The following is a 14301-nucleotide window of genomic DNA, read 5'->3' as shown; positions in this document are numbered from 1 at the left end:
GTCAAACAAGTTCTAATAAACTGCTTAGGCTATGCTAAACCTCAAACAAATAACAAAAATATATAAGACTCAGGGTGAAACCATCACCGCATTGAACCATGTTGATTTAAATATTGATCAAGGTGAGTTTGTTGCCATTATGGGTCGATCTGGGTCCGGAAAGTCAACCATGCTCAATATATTGGGCTGTATGGATAAGCCGACATCAGGCCAATATCAACTGGCGGGTAAAGACGTCAGTGTATTGAATGATGATGAGTTATCACAAATCCGTAATGATCACATTGGCTTTGTGTTTCAAGGCTTTCACTTGTTGCCTAGATTAACAGCCTTGGAAAATGTCATGGTACCATTGCGATATGCATCAGAAACCAAACAACAAGGTGGTGAACAAAGGGCTAAAGAGCTTTTGACACAAGTGGGTTTGGGAGAACGAGTACACCACATGCCGAATGAAATGTCTGGAGGACAAATACAGCGTGTGGCAATTGCACGTTCATTAATTAACCAACCTGAAGTGTTATTGGCGGATGAGCCTACTGGTAATTTAGATTCGGCCATTTCCCAACAAATTATTGATTTGCTAACTGATTTGAATAAAGCGGGTCAAACCATAGTGATGGTCACGCATGAGCCAGAAATCGCAGAAAATGCAGGTCGTACGATTCACTTTTTAGATGGGAAGATAGTGGCATGAAAAAAATAATGTTTTTAGGTTTATTGGTGTCATCTTGCTGTCAATCAGGCTTATTGGTAACCGGCGTTGTGGAGTCCAGTGAAACTCAACATGTTGTGATGCCATTAGTCAGGTCATTTCAAGGCAAGGTCAGTGAGCTGGTAGAAGAGGGCAGTTTTGTTAAGCCCGGTGATTTTGTTGCACGCATTGATGGCAGTGAACTGGACAGTACCATTGAGAGTAAAAAGGAGCAGCTTGATGTATTTGAAGCGAGTTCTGATCGAGATGTGATTCAATTAAAAATAGAATTAAACAATGCGGATTTAGCTTACGAAAAGGCCATTGTTGATAAAAAGGTGGCTGAATTAAAAGCCCAAGTTCCTGTCAATTTTATCGGAGAGCTTGAATACAAAGAAAGGCAATTGACCTTAAAAAAAGCCAATAAAACACTAGCGGACAACCGCAATAAGCTGCAAGCCTTGAAAAAGGAGATGGTTGAGAAAAAAGAAGAAATTGTGCTTGGCATGAAACAAAAGAAAGATGAACTGGATTATTGGAAAAACCGATTAGCAGGTTTAACGATTAATGCCGAACAGTCTGGATATGTTATTTATTCATCACACCCCTGGACAGGAAGCAAATATCAAGCAGGAGATCAAGTTCAAACAGGTATGGAAGTGCTTAAGATATCTAAAAAAGAAGGCATGAAAGTCAAGGCATGGATTAATGCCATTGATGTTGAAAACATCACATTGAATCAAGAAGTAATGGTGAAGTTTGATGCTTTACCAAACGTTTCCAGTGATGGAAAAATCAACATGATTTCTTCAGGAGGGCATGACAAAAAAGATTGGGGCAATGGCCTGTATTATGAAATTGATATTGAACTACTGGACGCCGATGACTTGCCACTCTTACCAGGGATGAGTGCGCAAGTTGCGATTACAGATGAGGTGAAGTCATGAAAAACATTTGCTTAATGTTAGTGCTGTGTTTCAGTGGTTACTTATCGGCGGGTGAAATAAAGGCCAATGGTGAATTATTGGCTGTAGAAACTGACAGTTATTCACCTCCGAAGATACGCAGGATTTGGCAATACACCATTGCTTTTATGGCACCGGATGGGAGTCAAGTAAACCCAGGCCAACCTGTCTTGATGTTCAAAACAGATCAATTAAGAGAACGGCTGATGGACAAGAATGGCGAGTTGGAGATCAAACTCAGTGAGTTAAAAAAAGCCAAAGTTGCAGAAGTAGAAACGCTACAGGATAAGACTTTGGCAATAGAAGAAAAGAAAATGTTACTGGACAAAGCCATGCGTAAAGCAGAATTGCCCAAAAGTGTTGTGGCATTGAATGAATATGAAGAAAATCAATTGAAGCATGAATTAGCAAAACTGCAATACCAGCATGCATTGACTGACATGCAATTAACCAAAGAAAAGTTACAAACGGAAGAAGATATTTTAAACGCACGCATAACCAAGTTAAAAGCAGAGGTGGCGGAATTAAATGGCTCGATACAATCCATGCGCATCATGTCAAAACGCAAAGGTATTGTGATGCATCAAACTGACCATTCTAAAAATAAATATGCGGTGGGTGACTCGGTTTGGGGTGGTGCACGTGTCACACAAGTGGCTGATTTAGAAAACATCACAGCGAAACTGGAAATCAAAGAAAATGACATGTCAAAAGTAGAAGAGGGTCAAAAGGTAAAGTTTACAATGGACGCTTATCCTGACTTAAGCTTTGACGGTGAAATTAAGTCTTTATCTAAGGTGGTTCGAACCAAGTCAAAATTTCAACCTTCTAAAATTCTGGATGCTGAGGTGGCAATTGATGCCACTAATCTAGACATCATGAGACCAGGCATGAGCATTAAAGCAACCATTATGACGGGTGATTCATGAAGCGTTTAATCATTATTAGTTGTATATTGGTGTTAGTAGCTTGTAAACAAGAGGAGGCGGTTGTGACGCCAAGCATCGTTATAAACGAGTCACCCGTTCATTTTTCAATCAAATCTGAAGGTGAGTTGGAAGCCGTAAAATCGACCGCTTTGACCGCGCCTGCTGCGACCCGAAGACCGCAAACATTGGCTTGGATCTTGCCGCAGTTTTCAGCCGTAAAAAAAGGTGATGTGGTGGCCAGGTTTGATGGTACCAGTTTTCAATTGGAGGCTGAAGAATCAGCCTATGAGATTCAAAAGTTAATGTATTCCATGATGTCCAAAGACCGAGAAATCGACAACAGCAAATACAGTTTTGGTGCCGAATCACAGGTGATTGATTATGAGCATGAGTTGGCTAAACAATTCAACATAGATGATCCACTGCTTTACACCAAAATAGAAATGATTGATGCAGCTGACAATGAACAATTTTTAGAAGCCAAAGCTGAACACATAGACAAAGTAGAGAAAAATTACGTAGACAAGTCGGCAGCTGAAATTGAAGTCTTGGAAAGTGAACAAAAAGTACAACAAGGCAAGTTGGCGATGAACCAAGCCAGTTTAAGTGCATTGGAAGTGGTTGCGCCTCATGATGGCTTGTTCGTATTAGAGCCCAGTTGGGACGGCTCTTTACCAGAGCCCGGAAAAGCGGTATTCCCTGGTGGAAAATTAGGCTCCTTGCCTGACTTGAGTGAAATGCAAGCCAAAATTTTTGTACCAGAAGTGGAGGCAATTGGTATCAAAGAGGGCTTGGTTGTCAGTTTACACTTGCATGCGAAACCTGATTTGTCTTTGACTGGTGAGGTGACATCAATCAGCAAAACTGCTCAGCCCAAAGAGCGAGATAATCCAGTTAAATATTTTACCGTAATGGTGAATATTAATGAACAAAACCCCGAAGTATTAAAGCCTGGTCAGCGGCTTTCTGCGGTGATCAGTGTGATCAAAGAACCCAAAGGATTGGTGGTGCCAATACAAACAATATTTCGTTTAGACGGGGCCGTTTGGGTCTATCTACAAGAAGGGAAAAAATTTGTCAGACAGCCTATAGAAACAGGGTTCTGTAGTGCCACTTTGTGTACCGTGACAAAAGGGTTGAAGGGTGGTCAAATCATCGCATTAAGTGAGCCAGATGAAGGCAAAGGGAGCGAACGAACATGAATACGTTGAAAATCAACTTACAACATGCAGTTTCGGAAATGCTTCACCACAAGCTGCGGACTTTATTAACCCTATTGGGAATGGTGTTTGGTGTAGGAGCAGTCATAGCCATGCTGAGTATTGGTGAAGGAGCCCAAGCGGAAGCCACGCGTTTAATTGAAAAAATGGGCTTACGTAACTTGGTGATAGAGGAAAAGCAGTTTGATACTGAATCTTTACGTGAAATTCGTGAAGACACATTGGGGTTACACAGTAACGACATCAAAGCACTGGCTGAAAGCCTGCCATTCATTAACAAATCTTGTGGTGAGAAAACGGTGAAAACTTGGAGCTTATTTTCACCGCATGCCAATTCGGATGGTTCGGTTAAAGCCATATCTCCGGCTTGTTTTGAGATGGCCAATTTACAAATTGGCAAAGGCGCTTTATTTACAGAAGAAGACAACACCCGTTTCCGTCAAGTGGCTGTCATAGGATCTGAAATGGCTGCCCACTTATTTCCAGACCAAGATCCAATTGGCCAAAACATCAAAGTGAACCACTTGTGGCTTGAGGTGATTGGTGTGCTACAAAAGGATGATTTATCAAAAGATGAAATTCAAGGTATCAAATTAGGTGCTGAGCATAATCAAGTATTCTTACCCTTAGAGACAGCATTTAAGCGTTTGAAATATGAAACCTTAGAAAGTCAAATTGACACCATTCGAGTGGGTTTGGATGAGTCAATTAAACCCCAAGTGGCTTCATTGGCCATTGATAAACTGTTAAAACGGCGTCACGGCAACATTGATGACTACCAGATTATCGTTCCTGCGTCTTTGTTGAATCAACAAAATCAAACGCAACAAATCTTCACCATCGTGATGTCGAGTATTGCGGGTATTTCACTGTTGGTTGGTGGTATTGGTATCATGAACATCATGCTGGCAACGGTATTAGAACGCACCAAGGAAATTGGTTTATTGCGCGCTTTAGGCGCCAGAAAAGCCGACATCAAAAACCAATTTTTGATCGAAAGTGCCACCATTGCGGCCGCAGGGGCGGTGCTCGGCATCGTCATGGGCGTAGTGCTCTCCTTTTTGATTCAATCATTTGCTGACTGGCCAGTGGCTTGGAGCCCTTTTGCCATTGTTTTGGCCGTTGGTGTTTGTTTGCTCACAGGTGTGGTATTTGGTTACTATCCAGCGAAACAAGCAGCAGAACTCGATCCCATTGAAGCGCTTCAAAAAAATTAACTAAACCTTTAGTAAAAGTCAGGTAAATTTGACACAATCAATATCATGAACATTAAACATTTGATGTTATTGATTGTGACTGTCTTACACGCTACCAATCACGCACATTCTCAAGCCAAAGAAAACCCTCCTGTTATTGATGTCAGCCATCAGTGGGAAGTGACCAACATTCATGGCCCATCGCAAGTTGGGATTGTTGATTCGATTACTGTTGACCTGAATAGCGATGGCTTAATAGATGTGGTATCAATATCCATTGATGATGGAAGTATCAGAGCCTATTTGAATCATGGTCAAGCGGTTACAGGTTCAGATTTAAACTTTCCACAACAAATCATAGATGAAAACGAAGTAGGTCTTTACCGCATCATCAGTAAGGACCTCAATGACGACAACAGACCAGACCTCATAGCCACAAACGTTGAGTCTCAAAAAATCATCAGTTACGTACAACAGATAGATGGCAGTTTTATCAAAGTTGAAGTGGCTGTGGATATCCTATTGCCCACGGATGTAGGGGCAGGAGATTTTAATGGTGATGGAAGAATGGACTTGGTCAGCTTGTCATTTGAGAATAGTGAAGTCTATCAACACAGTCAACAGATCGATGGCAGCTTTGAAACCTCAGTGATCGCCACCGATTTCCTTAGGCCTAGAAAACTGAGCGTCGCAGATTGGAATCAAGATGGCTTTTTAGATGTAGCTGTTGCTTCACAAGAAGACAGCAGTGTACGGATACTGTTTAACAAATCTCAAGTTGGCTGGAGTGAAAGGTTATTAACTGGTAATGCCCTTGGCACCAGAAACCTCACTGCTTGCGACCTGGACAGCAACGGACTGCAAGATGTTGTGGTTTCTCATACGGATGAGAATGCATTGGTTGCTTATTACAATTTCGGCAGTTGGCCATACTCCCCTAAAATCATTGATGATGCCGCTTTAGCTGTAAACGCTGTATTGTGCCAGGATTTAAACAACAATGGTGAAATGGATTTGGCCGCCATTTATGCCCAAACAGGTAATATTTATAGCTACTTTCAAAACCAAGGCTTCACCCCCAACTTGGTTGCCAACACCAGAGATGGCTACATCACATTAGATGCTGCCGATTTTAACCATAACCAACAACCACAAATCCTTACCCAAGCGCACTTTCAACAACGAAACTTAATCTATCAACCCCAAGCTCAAAATGAAGAGCAAGTCATTTGGCAAGATTTTCCTGATGGCTTATTAGACATCAGTATTAACAACAATCAGCAAGTGGCTTTTGGGGCTTTTAAAGAAGGAAGCATTTATATATTTAAAAATAATATTGAATTTATTTACAAGGGAATAAAAGGAACAAGGGGGGTGTTGTTTGAAGAAGTGGAAAATGAAGAACAATTGTATTCATTAAATTCTGAAAGCGGAACAGTGTTTAGACACAAAAAGAAGAAAGGTAAATATTATACAACAATAGAAGCCAGTGGACTGTCATTTCCTGTAAATATTGATAAATTGGAGCTTGGTATTTCAAAAGAAAAAGCTTTGGTTGTTGTTTCAACATTCGAAGACAATCTATTGCTTGTTTTACCCAATGAATTAAAGACAATTCCTGTAAACGTCTACGGATCCTTTGCTATTGATGTTGCAGATATGAACGGAGATAAATTGAGTGATATTGTATTAAGTGATTATATCAATGGAGACATAGTGGTTTTAATTCAATCAGAAGCGGTAGGATTTGTAAAATCAATCATTTCATCAAATAAAGAGACCCCATATGCAGTCCATGCTTTAGACATTGATCAAGATGGAGATATGGATGTCTTATCAACAGCTACTTTTGCAAATGAAATTTGGTTACATGAAAATCAAAATGGAAAATTTAAAGATTATTTAGTAAGCAAAGATATATCTCGTCCAAGAATGATAGATTCTCAAATAAAAAATGGACGTGTATCTGTGATAATTTCTTCATTGGCAGAAGATGGAGGCGTATATTTGATAAAACCATTGTTATCTAAACAGTTTCACATCTCAAAAGTAGTTCAGTCTAAATCAGGAAATCATGCCGTTAAGTTTCTTGGAAAAATTACGAATGAGTTATCATTTTTAGCAGGGGGCCATGTTCAAAGTTCATTAAAGCAATACATTTTAAGGGATTTGATTTATAAAGATTCGTTTGAGCTATAATGCAACAATATAAATCTAAATCATAGGTGCATGAAATCCATTCAATTATTTACAAAAATCTCATTAAAAAATGGGTTCCGTGGAGCACAGCAAAAGACGTGGGATTTTTATAATCACATAAAAAGTCATAAAAACTATTTGCCTTTAATGACATTTCATCCTGATTCTGAATGGTCTAAGGTTGTACCTTGGGATAAACACCATGTTTTGACTGGCCATCAAATTCAACATAAGCCAGAATTCTATTTATTGAAGGGAGGGAATGACTGGAGGTTATTTGAAAAACTTTTTGGAATACCAAAGGATGCAAAAATTATTTGTCCTATTGTGAATTTCAGGGTATTAAATCAAGCTCATTATTCCTTTGATTTATTAAAAAGGAAGGCATTAAGAGTTGTTCCAAATCCAGAGCTAAAAAAACAGATTGAACAATTAGAGGGTGTGAAAGGAAAAGTTGTTTTCATTCCAAACGGGGTTGATAAAACAGAATATTTGGGAGTTGATTTTCAATCAAAGAAAGTTGACATATTAATTGTGAGTATAAAAAACAATGCCTTAGGAATAAATTTATTAAAAGAAATTAATAAAACAAATAAGTTAAACATAGACGTTATCAATAAGCCTGTTGCCAGAAATACATATATTTCTAAAATATCTAATGCGAAGGTAGTGATTCACTTACCACAAGAAGTGGAGGCTCATTATCTTCCAGGCTTAGAAAGCATGCTCCAGGGTGCAGTGACAATTATGCCAGACTGTATTGGAAACAGGTTTTATGTTTCCCATGAATTAGATGGTTTTATTTGTGAATATAATCTAAGCTCAATATATCAAACATTATTAAATGTATTGAACTTAACACCAAGCGAAAAATCTTTAATTTCAAAGAATAGTCACAAAAAAGCGGCGTTTTATAGTTTAAAGAATGAAAGGGCTCAGTGGCATCTTTTACTGGATTACCTGTGTGATCATTTTGAATAATAAGTTTTGAAAACAGAGAAATGAGACTTGAGAAATATTGTCTATGAATAAGTTCAAACTGCTTCCTTTAATAACCACATTGTTGGTTTTAATTGTGATTTTTTTATATTATTTTGGAGGCGGATTCAAAATGGGCGCCTTTTATAATGCTGATGCACTTTATGTTCCTGATTTAGTACGAAACATTAACAGTGATTTGACACAATTGTTTCATTGGAATTTCAGCAGAGCAGCCAGTTTTATTGATATTCTTATCTTTTACATCATAGGTGTTTTTTTCGACTCGCATATCAGTATATTTGTGTTTTCTATCATCCAAATTTCACTAACAACCCTTTTGGTTTTTATTGTGTATAAGTCTTTTTTCACATTTGATCAAGCAGCGGTTTTTACTTCTCTTTCTATCTTGTTTTTAGGCATTATAGTTACTCAACAATACCATCCATTTTTTGTCGTAATGAAAACGGCACATCATTATTTGGAGTTTTTGATATGCGTTTTTTCACTATACTGCTTTAATTGCTTTTTAGATAAAGGCGAAAAGAAAAATATGTTATTTGTTTTCGCATTTTTTCAAAGCCTTTCTGATCAGTTGTATTTAATTCACTTTGTTCTGCCTTGTTTGATTTGGAGTGGTATGGTGTGGAATAATAGTGAGTCAGCAATGCAAAAAAGGATACTAGTATTTGCAAGTCAATTTATTTTGGTAATTTTAGTTGCTACCTTTATTCATCACTTCTTAAATAACAATATAGTTCACCCAGAATATAAAATAGATCAATTATTCGACCCTAGCATTGAAAAAATCAATGTATTTCTTGCTGGTTTATTAAATAAATATCCCACTATTTTTATTTTATCTTGTTTATTTTATTTGGGAGGGACGATTACTTATTTTAAGTCAGATAATAAACAAATTTGGCTGCCATTTCTTTTGTTGTCATTGACTGTTACACTGACGGTATTGGTATTAAGCGATCGCAATGTTTTAGGGAGGTATATGCTTCCTTATTTGTTTGCCCCTATATTGTTTTCATTTTGTTGTATCCCGCAGCTTGCAAAAAAAATTCCAAAAAAAATAGGGGTTTTGATAATAGTGTTGGTGTCTATTGGTTTAGTATGGAGTGCCCCGAGAAAAGAAGTCAATGGTGCATTTTATCCAAATCATGTGAACTGCATTGACACATCTATGGAAAAACTGGGTGTTATTAATTTGGTTGGAGACTATTGGGCTGCAAGGCATTATTCCTTTCTATCAAAAAAAATTCAAGTAGACCCTTATAAAATGAATTTTTCAAAGGATTTAACTGTAAATAATACACAAAGGTTTAACCAAAATTATTCGGGTTTTATAGTTAACAGTATTGATGGCCGTGGTTTTAAACAAGAAAAAATAGAAAAACGATTTGGCATGGCTGAACAAATTATAGACTGCCATAATGCATCTGTTATGATTTACCCTGTAAATTCAATAGTTCTCAACTCAAATAACAAACTAATTATTAAATGAATTTTTCAAGAAATTTGACTAATGCCATAAGGTTTATATTAGATGAATGTATACCACCTATTTTAAGAGACAAGAAGTGGTTTATGTGGTTGCCATTTAGAGTGATTTTTGGAAAACAAAGCAAGGCGTTTTTTAATTTCAAAAATAATTTTAATAATTTAGATGATGATGAAATTTCTAAAATTTATAAAGAAACATCTTCAGTTCATTTTTCTAGGCTAACAGATTTAAATTCAAAGTGTATCAAAAAAATTATGGATAACATTTGTGGAGAAAAGGTTTTAGATGCAGGGTGTGGAAGGGGGTTTTTAACTAATTTATTAAAGGAAAATCATCAAGTTACAGGTGTTGATTTTGTTAAAAGTGAACACTTTGAAATCAACTCTCCCAACGTTGAATTCATTTCATCTTCAGTGACAAAGCTACCTTTTAGTGACAACAGTTTTGATACAGTTATTTGTAGCCACACTTTAGAACATGTAAAAGACATACATACAGCTTTGAGCGAATTGAGAAGAGTGTGTAAGTCAAATCTAATAATAGTAGTACCAAAACAGCGTCCTTATAAATATACTTTTGATTTGCATGTACACTTTTTTCCGTATGTTTATGAATTTAAAAAGTTGGTTTCTTTTAATAAGAAGTTTAAAAATGATTACACAGAGGTGTTAGATGGTGATATTTATCATCAAGAGTATAGCGGAAACGAAGATAGATTATGAATAAAGGTGGTCGGGTGTTAGACAAATTATCAATTGTAATTCCCTGTTTGAATGAAGAGAAAAATTTGGCTGAATTGCATGATGAATTGATAGGCATTAATAATGGAAAAATTGAAATAATATACATTGATGATGGTTCAAAAGATAAAACATGGGAGGTCATTGAGGAATTAATAGAAAACAGTTCTGTACAAGTTAAAGGAATTCGTTTTACAAAAAACTTCGGAAAAGAGGCTGCTATTGAATCTGGATTTAATGTTTGCACAGGTGATGCAGTGGTTACATTAGATGCAGATTTACAGCATCCTGTTGACACAATTCCCAAAATGATAGAGTTTTGGAAAAATAATAAGGATGTTTATATAATTAATGCACTTAAAGAAACTCGGCAAACAGAACCTTTCATTAAGTCCGCGCTTATACATTTGTACTATAAAGTATTTAGTTTCAGTTGTGGAATGAATCTCAAAAACCACACAGATTTTAAGTTTTTAGATATTTGTGTGGTCAAACAATATATTAATTTGCCTGAAAAAAATAAGTTTTATAGAGGGTTAGTAAATTGGCTTGGTTACAATTCTATGAACATCAATATTAAAATAAATGAAAGACCAGGAAATAAAACAAGTTGGGGAAATTTGCAGCTAATCAAATATGCTAAAAACACGATTTTAAGTTTCAGTGACTTGCCATTAAAGTCCATAACTTGGTTAGGCTTGTTTTTATTTTTCTTCAGTTTGGTTATGACAATTGATACTTTAGTAAAAAAAATAAATGGGTCATCGGCTGAAGGCTTTCCTACAGTGATTTTACTGATTTTAGGCATTGGAAGTGTGATAATTTTCAGTTTAGGATTGATTGGTGAATACTTGGCTGAAATTTTTAATGAAATAAAAGCACGTCCACGTTTTGTTTTAAGTAACAAAAAAGAAAGTGATTATAAGGACAAACAATGAAAAGAAGAAATTTTATAAAATCATCTATATTGGCCTCTTCTACTGCTGGATTATTACCAACCTCGTTGCGAGCGAAGTCGATTAAAGGTGGTGTAGAAGAAGTGTCAGGTTTTATTTTTTCTGATGCACACATAGGTTGGCGAGGGAAAGATCAGCCGAGCATTGACGAACAGTCAAAAGCCATCCAAGTGATAAAATCTAGGTTTAATCATTTAGATTTGGTTTTTGACACTGGAGATATTCATCATGGCTATTTGAATGAAGAAGAAAGAAATGTTGCTAGGAATGTTTGGCTGTCAAAAATGGCTAATCAATTTTCCACCTCTTTATTTCATTATATTCCAGGTAATCACGAATTAGGAAAAGGTCCCAGAGATACAGAATTAACAGCAGCTAAGATAGGTAGCATGAATTTTAGGCCTTATTATAGTTTTGACTATAAGGGAATACATTTTGTATCTTTACCTCAACTGACAGATACCATTTTAATCAACATAGAAAGCCTTAAATGGTTAGAGCATGATCTGTCATTAAATAAAAATAAAACCACTTTAATTTTTTCTCACAACAGCATTAAAGGCACAACATTTGACAACAATGAAAATGGTTACAGAGTAGTTATTAATAGCAAAGAAGTTCTTAAAATTTTAGATAAACACTCCAATGTATTAGGTTGGTTTCATGGACACAACCATCAGTATGAAGTGGTTAAAAAAGTGGGTAGATTGTATGTTTCAAATGGGCGGATAGGTGGATTTAACCCTCCGAATAAATGGGGGCCTTTTGGTCAAGGGCACTTGGGTGGTGTGTACTTTACAGTTAACAGCAAAGGATTAAGTGTAAGGTGTTTCAGTGCCAAAGAAAATAAATTTTTTGATGAATTTGGGTTTATGAACTTATCAAATAAAATTATAAAACCCACATCATTTGATCCCAATGGAAAATGTAATTATTACTACGGGCACGGTCAAATATCAGATAATATTGAATACAAATTAAGAAATCATTATTTGAGTGAAAAACCAACGAAAATTTTTACTCATAAAAATGATGAAACAGTCATTAATGACAATCATACTTTTGATTTAACCACAGAGCTGTTTTTCATTGGTAAAAGAACAAAACGATTAGTAGGTTATCAATTGTTGCCACGTGAAATTAAGAGAGATTCTATAGCTTCTGGTTTATTTCTTAACCAAAGTAACTCAAAGCAAAACCATATGATGGTTCAATTCCCAAATCACAAATTCACTAAGCATAACTTTATGGCAAGAGGAAGTTATTTCAGAACTGAGGTTGGAGATACATACTTAATTAAGGCACAATTTGAATTGTCTGAAGAAGAACTTAATTCTGCAAAAGGCTCTATTCAGTATGTTATTTATAATGAAACTCAGGAAGAATTGTTCAAATCTGAATTAATTGTCCCTGAAAATCAAAACAATGGTCTGTTTGAGTTCAGTCTAATAATTCCAGAATTTCAATCACCTTCTAAAAATTCAAAATACATTAAGTTTTCCCTTAGGCTAGATGGATTCCCACAGAAATTTGTTGCTAATTCAATAGCAGTTTCTAAGAAAGTGGATAGCAACAAAAAAATGGTATTAAGTGTGAATAATAATGATGTTCAAATATCAGAAGATAAGCATTCAATTTTACCGGGAAACAATAAGCACCGCAGCGATTTGTTATTTAGGGGGGCGCAGTCAAGCATTATATTTAAGGTGGAAAATGTTGATTGGCAAGTGAGGAATGCCACCGCGGAGTATACAAAGAATAAGATAAAATTATTATCATATTGTCATGATTTTCAAAACTCTAAAGAGGTCTTGTTAACACCAACAAAAGATGTTAATTTTTATGTTAATAAAACCATCAATCTCATGCCCGTTGAAATTCAAAATAAAAAAAATCAAATTATTGTTAACATGAAATCCTTTGCAAGCGACTCATTAATCGCAGTTAAAATTTCAAAACAGGTCATGTCTGGCATTACTGGTGGTCGATATATTGGATTATTCGATGGTTTAATCCATATCAAGCCTGAAGCAAAAGTTGTAGAAATAACTTTAAAAGAATGAAAGCAGAAAATGTTTTGATCACAGGTATTCCAAGAAGTGGCACTTCACTGGTTATGAGTTTGTTGTCTAAAAACAAAGCCAATATCTGCTTTAGCGAGCCTTCGTTTATGAGGGAAATTAAACAGAATGCCAATTGTAAAGCTGATGTAACCAATCAATTAATTTTAAAAATCGATGCCTTGCGTTATCAAATTAGTATCGGTGAACCAGTCATGATAAGGGTAAAAAAAGATTCACATGAATTGCCAGATAATTACTTTAAAAGGGACGTTACGAATGGTGAAACATTGATCCAAAAGGTTTCTACTGAGACACAGGTAACCCTGAACAACAGCATGTTTGATAAAGTTTTTATTATAAAAAACAATTTATTATTTACTTCTTGTTTAGAGTCGTTGGTGCATCCTTTTAAGGTGATAGCAATAATAAGGGATCCAGTGTCTACTATTTGTTCTTGGTTGAGTTTGAATATCCCCGTGAGTAAAGGTCGTGTGCAGTCTGGATTAAAATTCAGTAAGTCGTTATCTGACATGGTTAATGCTCCTGAACTGTTGATGAAACAAATTCAAATTTATGATTGGTTTTGTTACAAATACAGGAAAATGGAGGGTGCAATAAGCACCCTAAAATACGAAGAATTGGTGTGCCAGCCACAGCTCAATTTAAACCCTTATTTGGATCAGTCTTTTAAATTCAAGGAAATAGTTAACAAAAACAACAATGAATTTTATTCAACTGAGAATAAAAAAAAATTGGAAGCTACATTGTTAAACAATGAATTTAAAAATATTGAGTATTTTTACCCAGAATATAGACCCTGTAAATAATTCTGTGTATCCGCCATCTCA

12 protein-coding genes are annotated in these 14301 nt (G+C 36.0%); all 12 read left to right on the top strand.

The genetic code is table 11. The features are described from left to right. Positions 1 to 31: 31 nt before the first annotated feature. From FET73_RS05325 to FET73_RS05270, 12 genes are read left to right on the top strand one after another with little or no spacing between them, the layout of a single operon-like run. A complete protein-coding gene (locus FET73_RS05325; RefSeq protein WP_154222866.1) occupies positions 32 to 697 on the top strand; it encodes an ABC transporter ATP-binding protein in 666 nt (221 codons plus the stop codon). Then, positions 694 to 1641 carry an HlyD family secretion protein gene (locus FET73_RS05320; protein WP_154222865.1) on the top strand — a complete coding sequence of 316 codons (948 nt, stop codon included), beginning with the start codon at positions 694 to 696 and terminating at the stop codon, positions 1639 to 1641. Before FET73_RS05325 ends, FET73_RS05320 begins: the two co-directional genes overlap by 4 nt. After that, positions 1638 to 2588, top strand: a complete 951-nt coding sequence (locus tag FET73_RS05315; RefSeq protein ID WP_154222864.1) for an HlyD family secretion protein — start codon at positions 1638 to 1640, stop codon at positions 2586 to 2588. The genes FET73_RS05320 and FET73_RS05315 overlap by 4 nt, the downstream gene beginning before the upstream one ends. Continuing rightward, on the top strand, positions 2585 to 3790 hold the full coding sequence (locus tag FET73_RS05310) for an efflux RND transporter periplasmic adaptor subunit (protein ID WP_154222863.1): 1206 nt from the start codon (positions 2585 to 2587) through the stop codon (positions 3788 to 3790). The genes FET73_RS05315 and FET73_RS05310 overlap by 4 nt, the downstream gene beginning before the upstream one ends. Then, positions 3787 to 5025, top strand: a complete 1239-nt coding sequence (locus FET73_RS05305; protein WP_154222862.1) for an ABC transporter permease — start codon at positions 3787 to 3789, stop codon at positions 5023 to 5025. Before FET73_RS05310 ends, FET73_RS05305 begins: the two co-directional genes overlap by 4 nt. Positions 5026 to 5070: 45 nt before the next feature. Beyond that, positions 5071 to 7203, top strand: coding sequence for an FG-GAP repeat domain-containing protein (locus FET73_RS05300; RefSeq protein WP_154222861.1), 2133 nt, complete (start codon positions 5071 to 5073; stop codon positions 7201 to 7203). A gap of 30 nt (positions 7204 to 7233) precedes the next feature. Continuing rightward, positions 7234 to 8184: a glycosyltransferase gene (locus tag FET73_RS05295; protein WP_154222860.1), complete on the top strand. Its 951-nt coding sequence runs from the start codon at positions 7234 to 7236 to the stop codon at positions 8182 to 8184. Between the two features lie 43 nt (positions 8185 to 8227). Beyond that, positions 8228 to 9694, top strand: coding sequence for a hypothetical protein (locus FET73_RS05290; protein WP_154222859.1), 1467 nt, complete (start codon positions 8228 to 8230; stop codon positions 9692 to 9694). Continuing rightward, positions 9691 to 10416, top strand: coding sequence for a class I SAM-dependent methyltransferase (locus FET73_RS05285; protein WP_154222858.1), 726 nt, complete (start codon positions 9691 to 9693; stop codon positions 10414 to 10416). Before FET73_RS05290 ends, FET73_RS05285 begins: the two co-directional genes overlap by 4 nt. Beyond that, positions 10413 to 11372 carry a glycosyltransferase family 2 protein gene (locus FET73_RS05280; RefSeq protein ID WP_154222857.1) on the top strand — a complete coding sequence of 320 codons (960 nt, stop codon included), beginning with the start codon at positions 10413 to 10415 and terminating at the stop codon, positions 11370 to 11372. The genes FET73_RS05285 and FET73_RS05280 overlap by 4 nt, the downstream gene beginning before the upstream one ends. Then, positions 11369 to 13453: a metallophosphoesterase family protein gene (locus FET73_RS05275; RefSeq protein WP_154222856.1), complete on the top strand. Its 2085-nt coding sequence runs from the start codon at positions 11369 to 11371 to the stop codon at positions 13451 to 13453. Before FET73_RS05280 ends, FET73_RS05275 begins: the two co-directional genes overlap by 4 nt. After that, positions 13450 to 14280, top strand: coding sequence for a sulfotransferase (locus FET73_RS05270; protein ID WP_154222855.1), 831 nt, complete (start codon positions 13450 to 13452; stop codon positions 14278 to 14280). Before FET73_RS05275 ends, FET73_RS05270 begins: the two co-directional genes overlap by 4 nt. The last annotated feature ends 21 nt before the right edge of the window (positions 14281 to 14301 follow it).

The sequence above is a fragment of the Marinicella rhabdoformis genome, from assembly GCF_009671245.1.
Classification (GTDB): Bacteria; Pseudomonadota; Gammaproteobacteria; order Xanthomonadales; family Marinicellaceae; genus Marinicella; species Marinicella rhabdoformis.
Note: the sequence above shows the minus strand (reverse complement) of the source record. Positions and strands in the feature narration are given on the sequence as shown.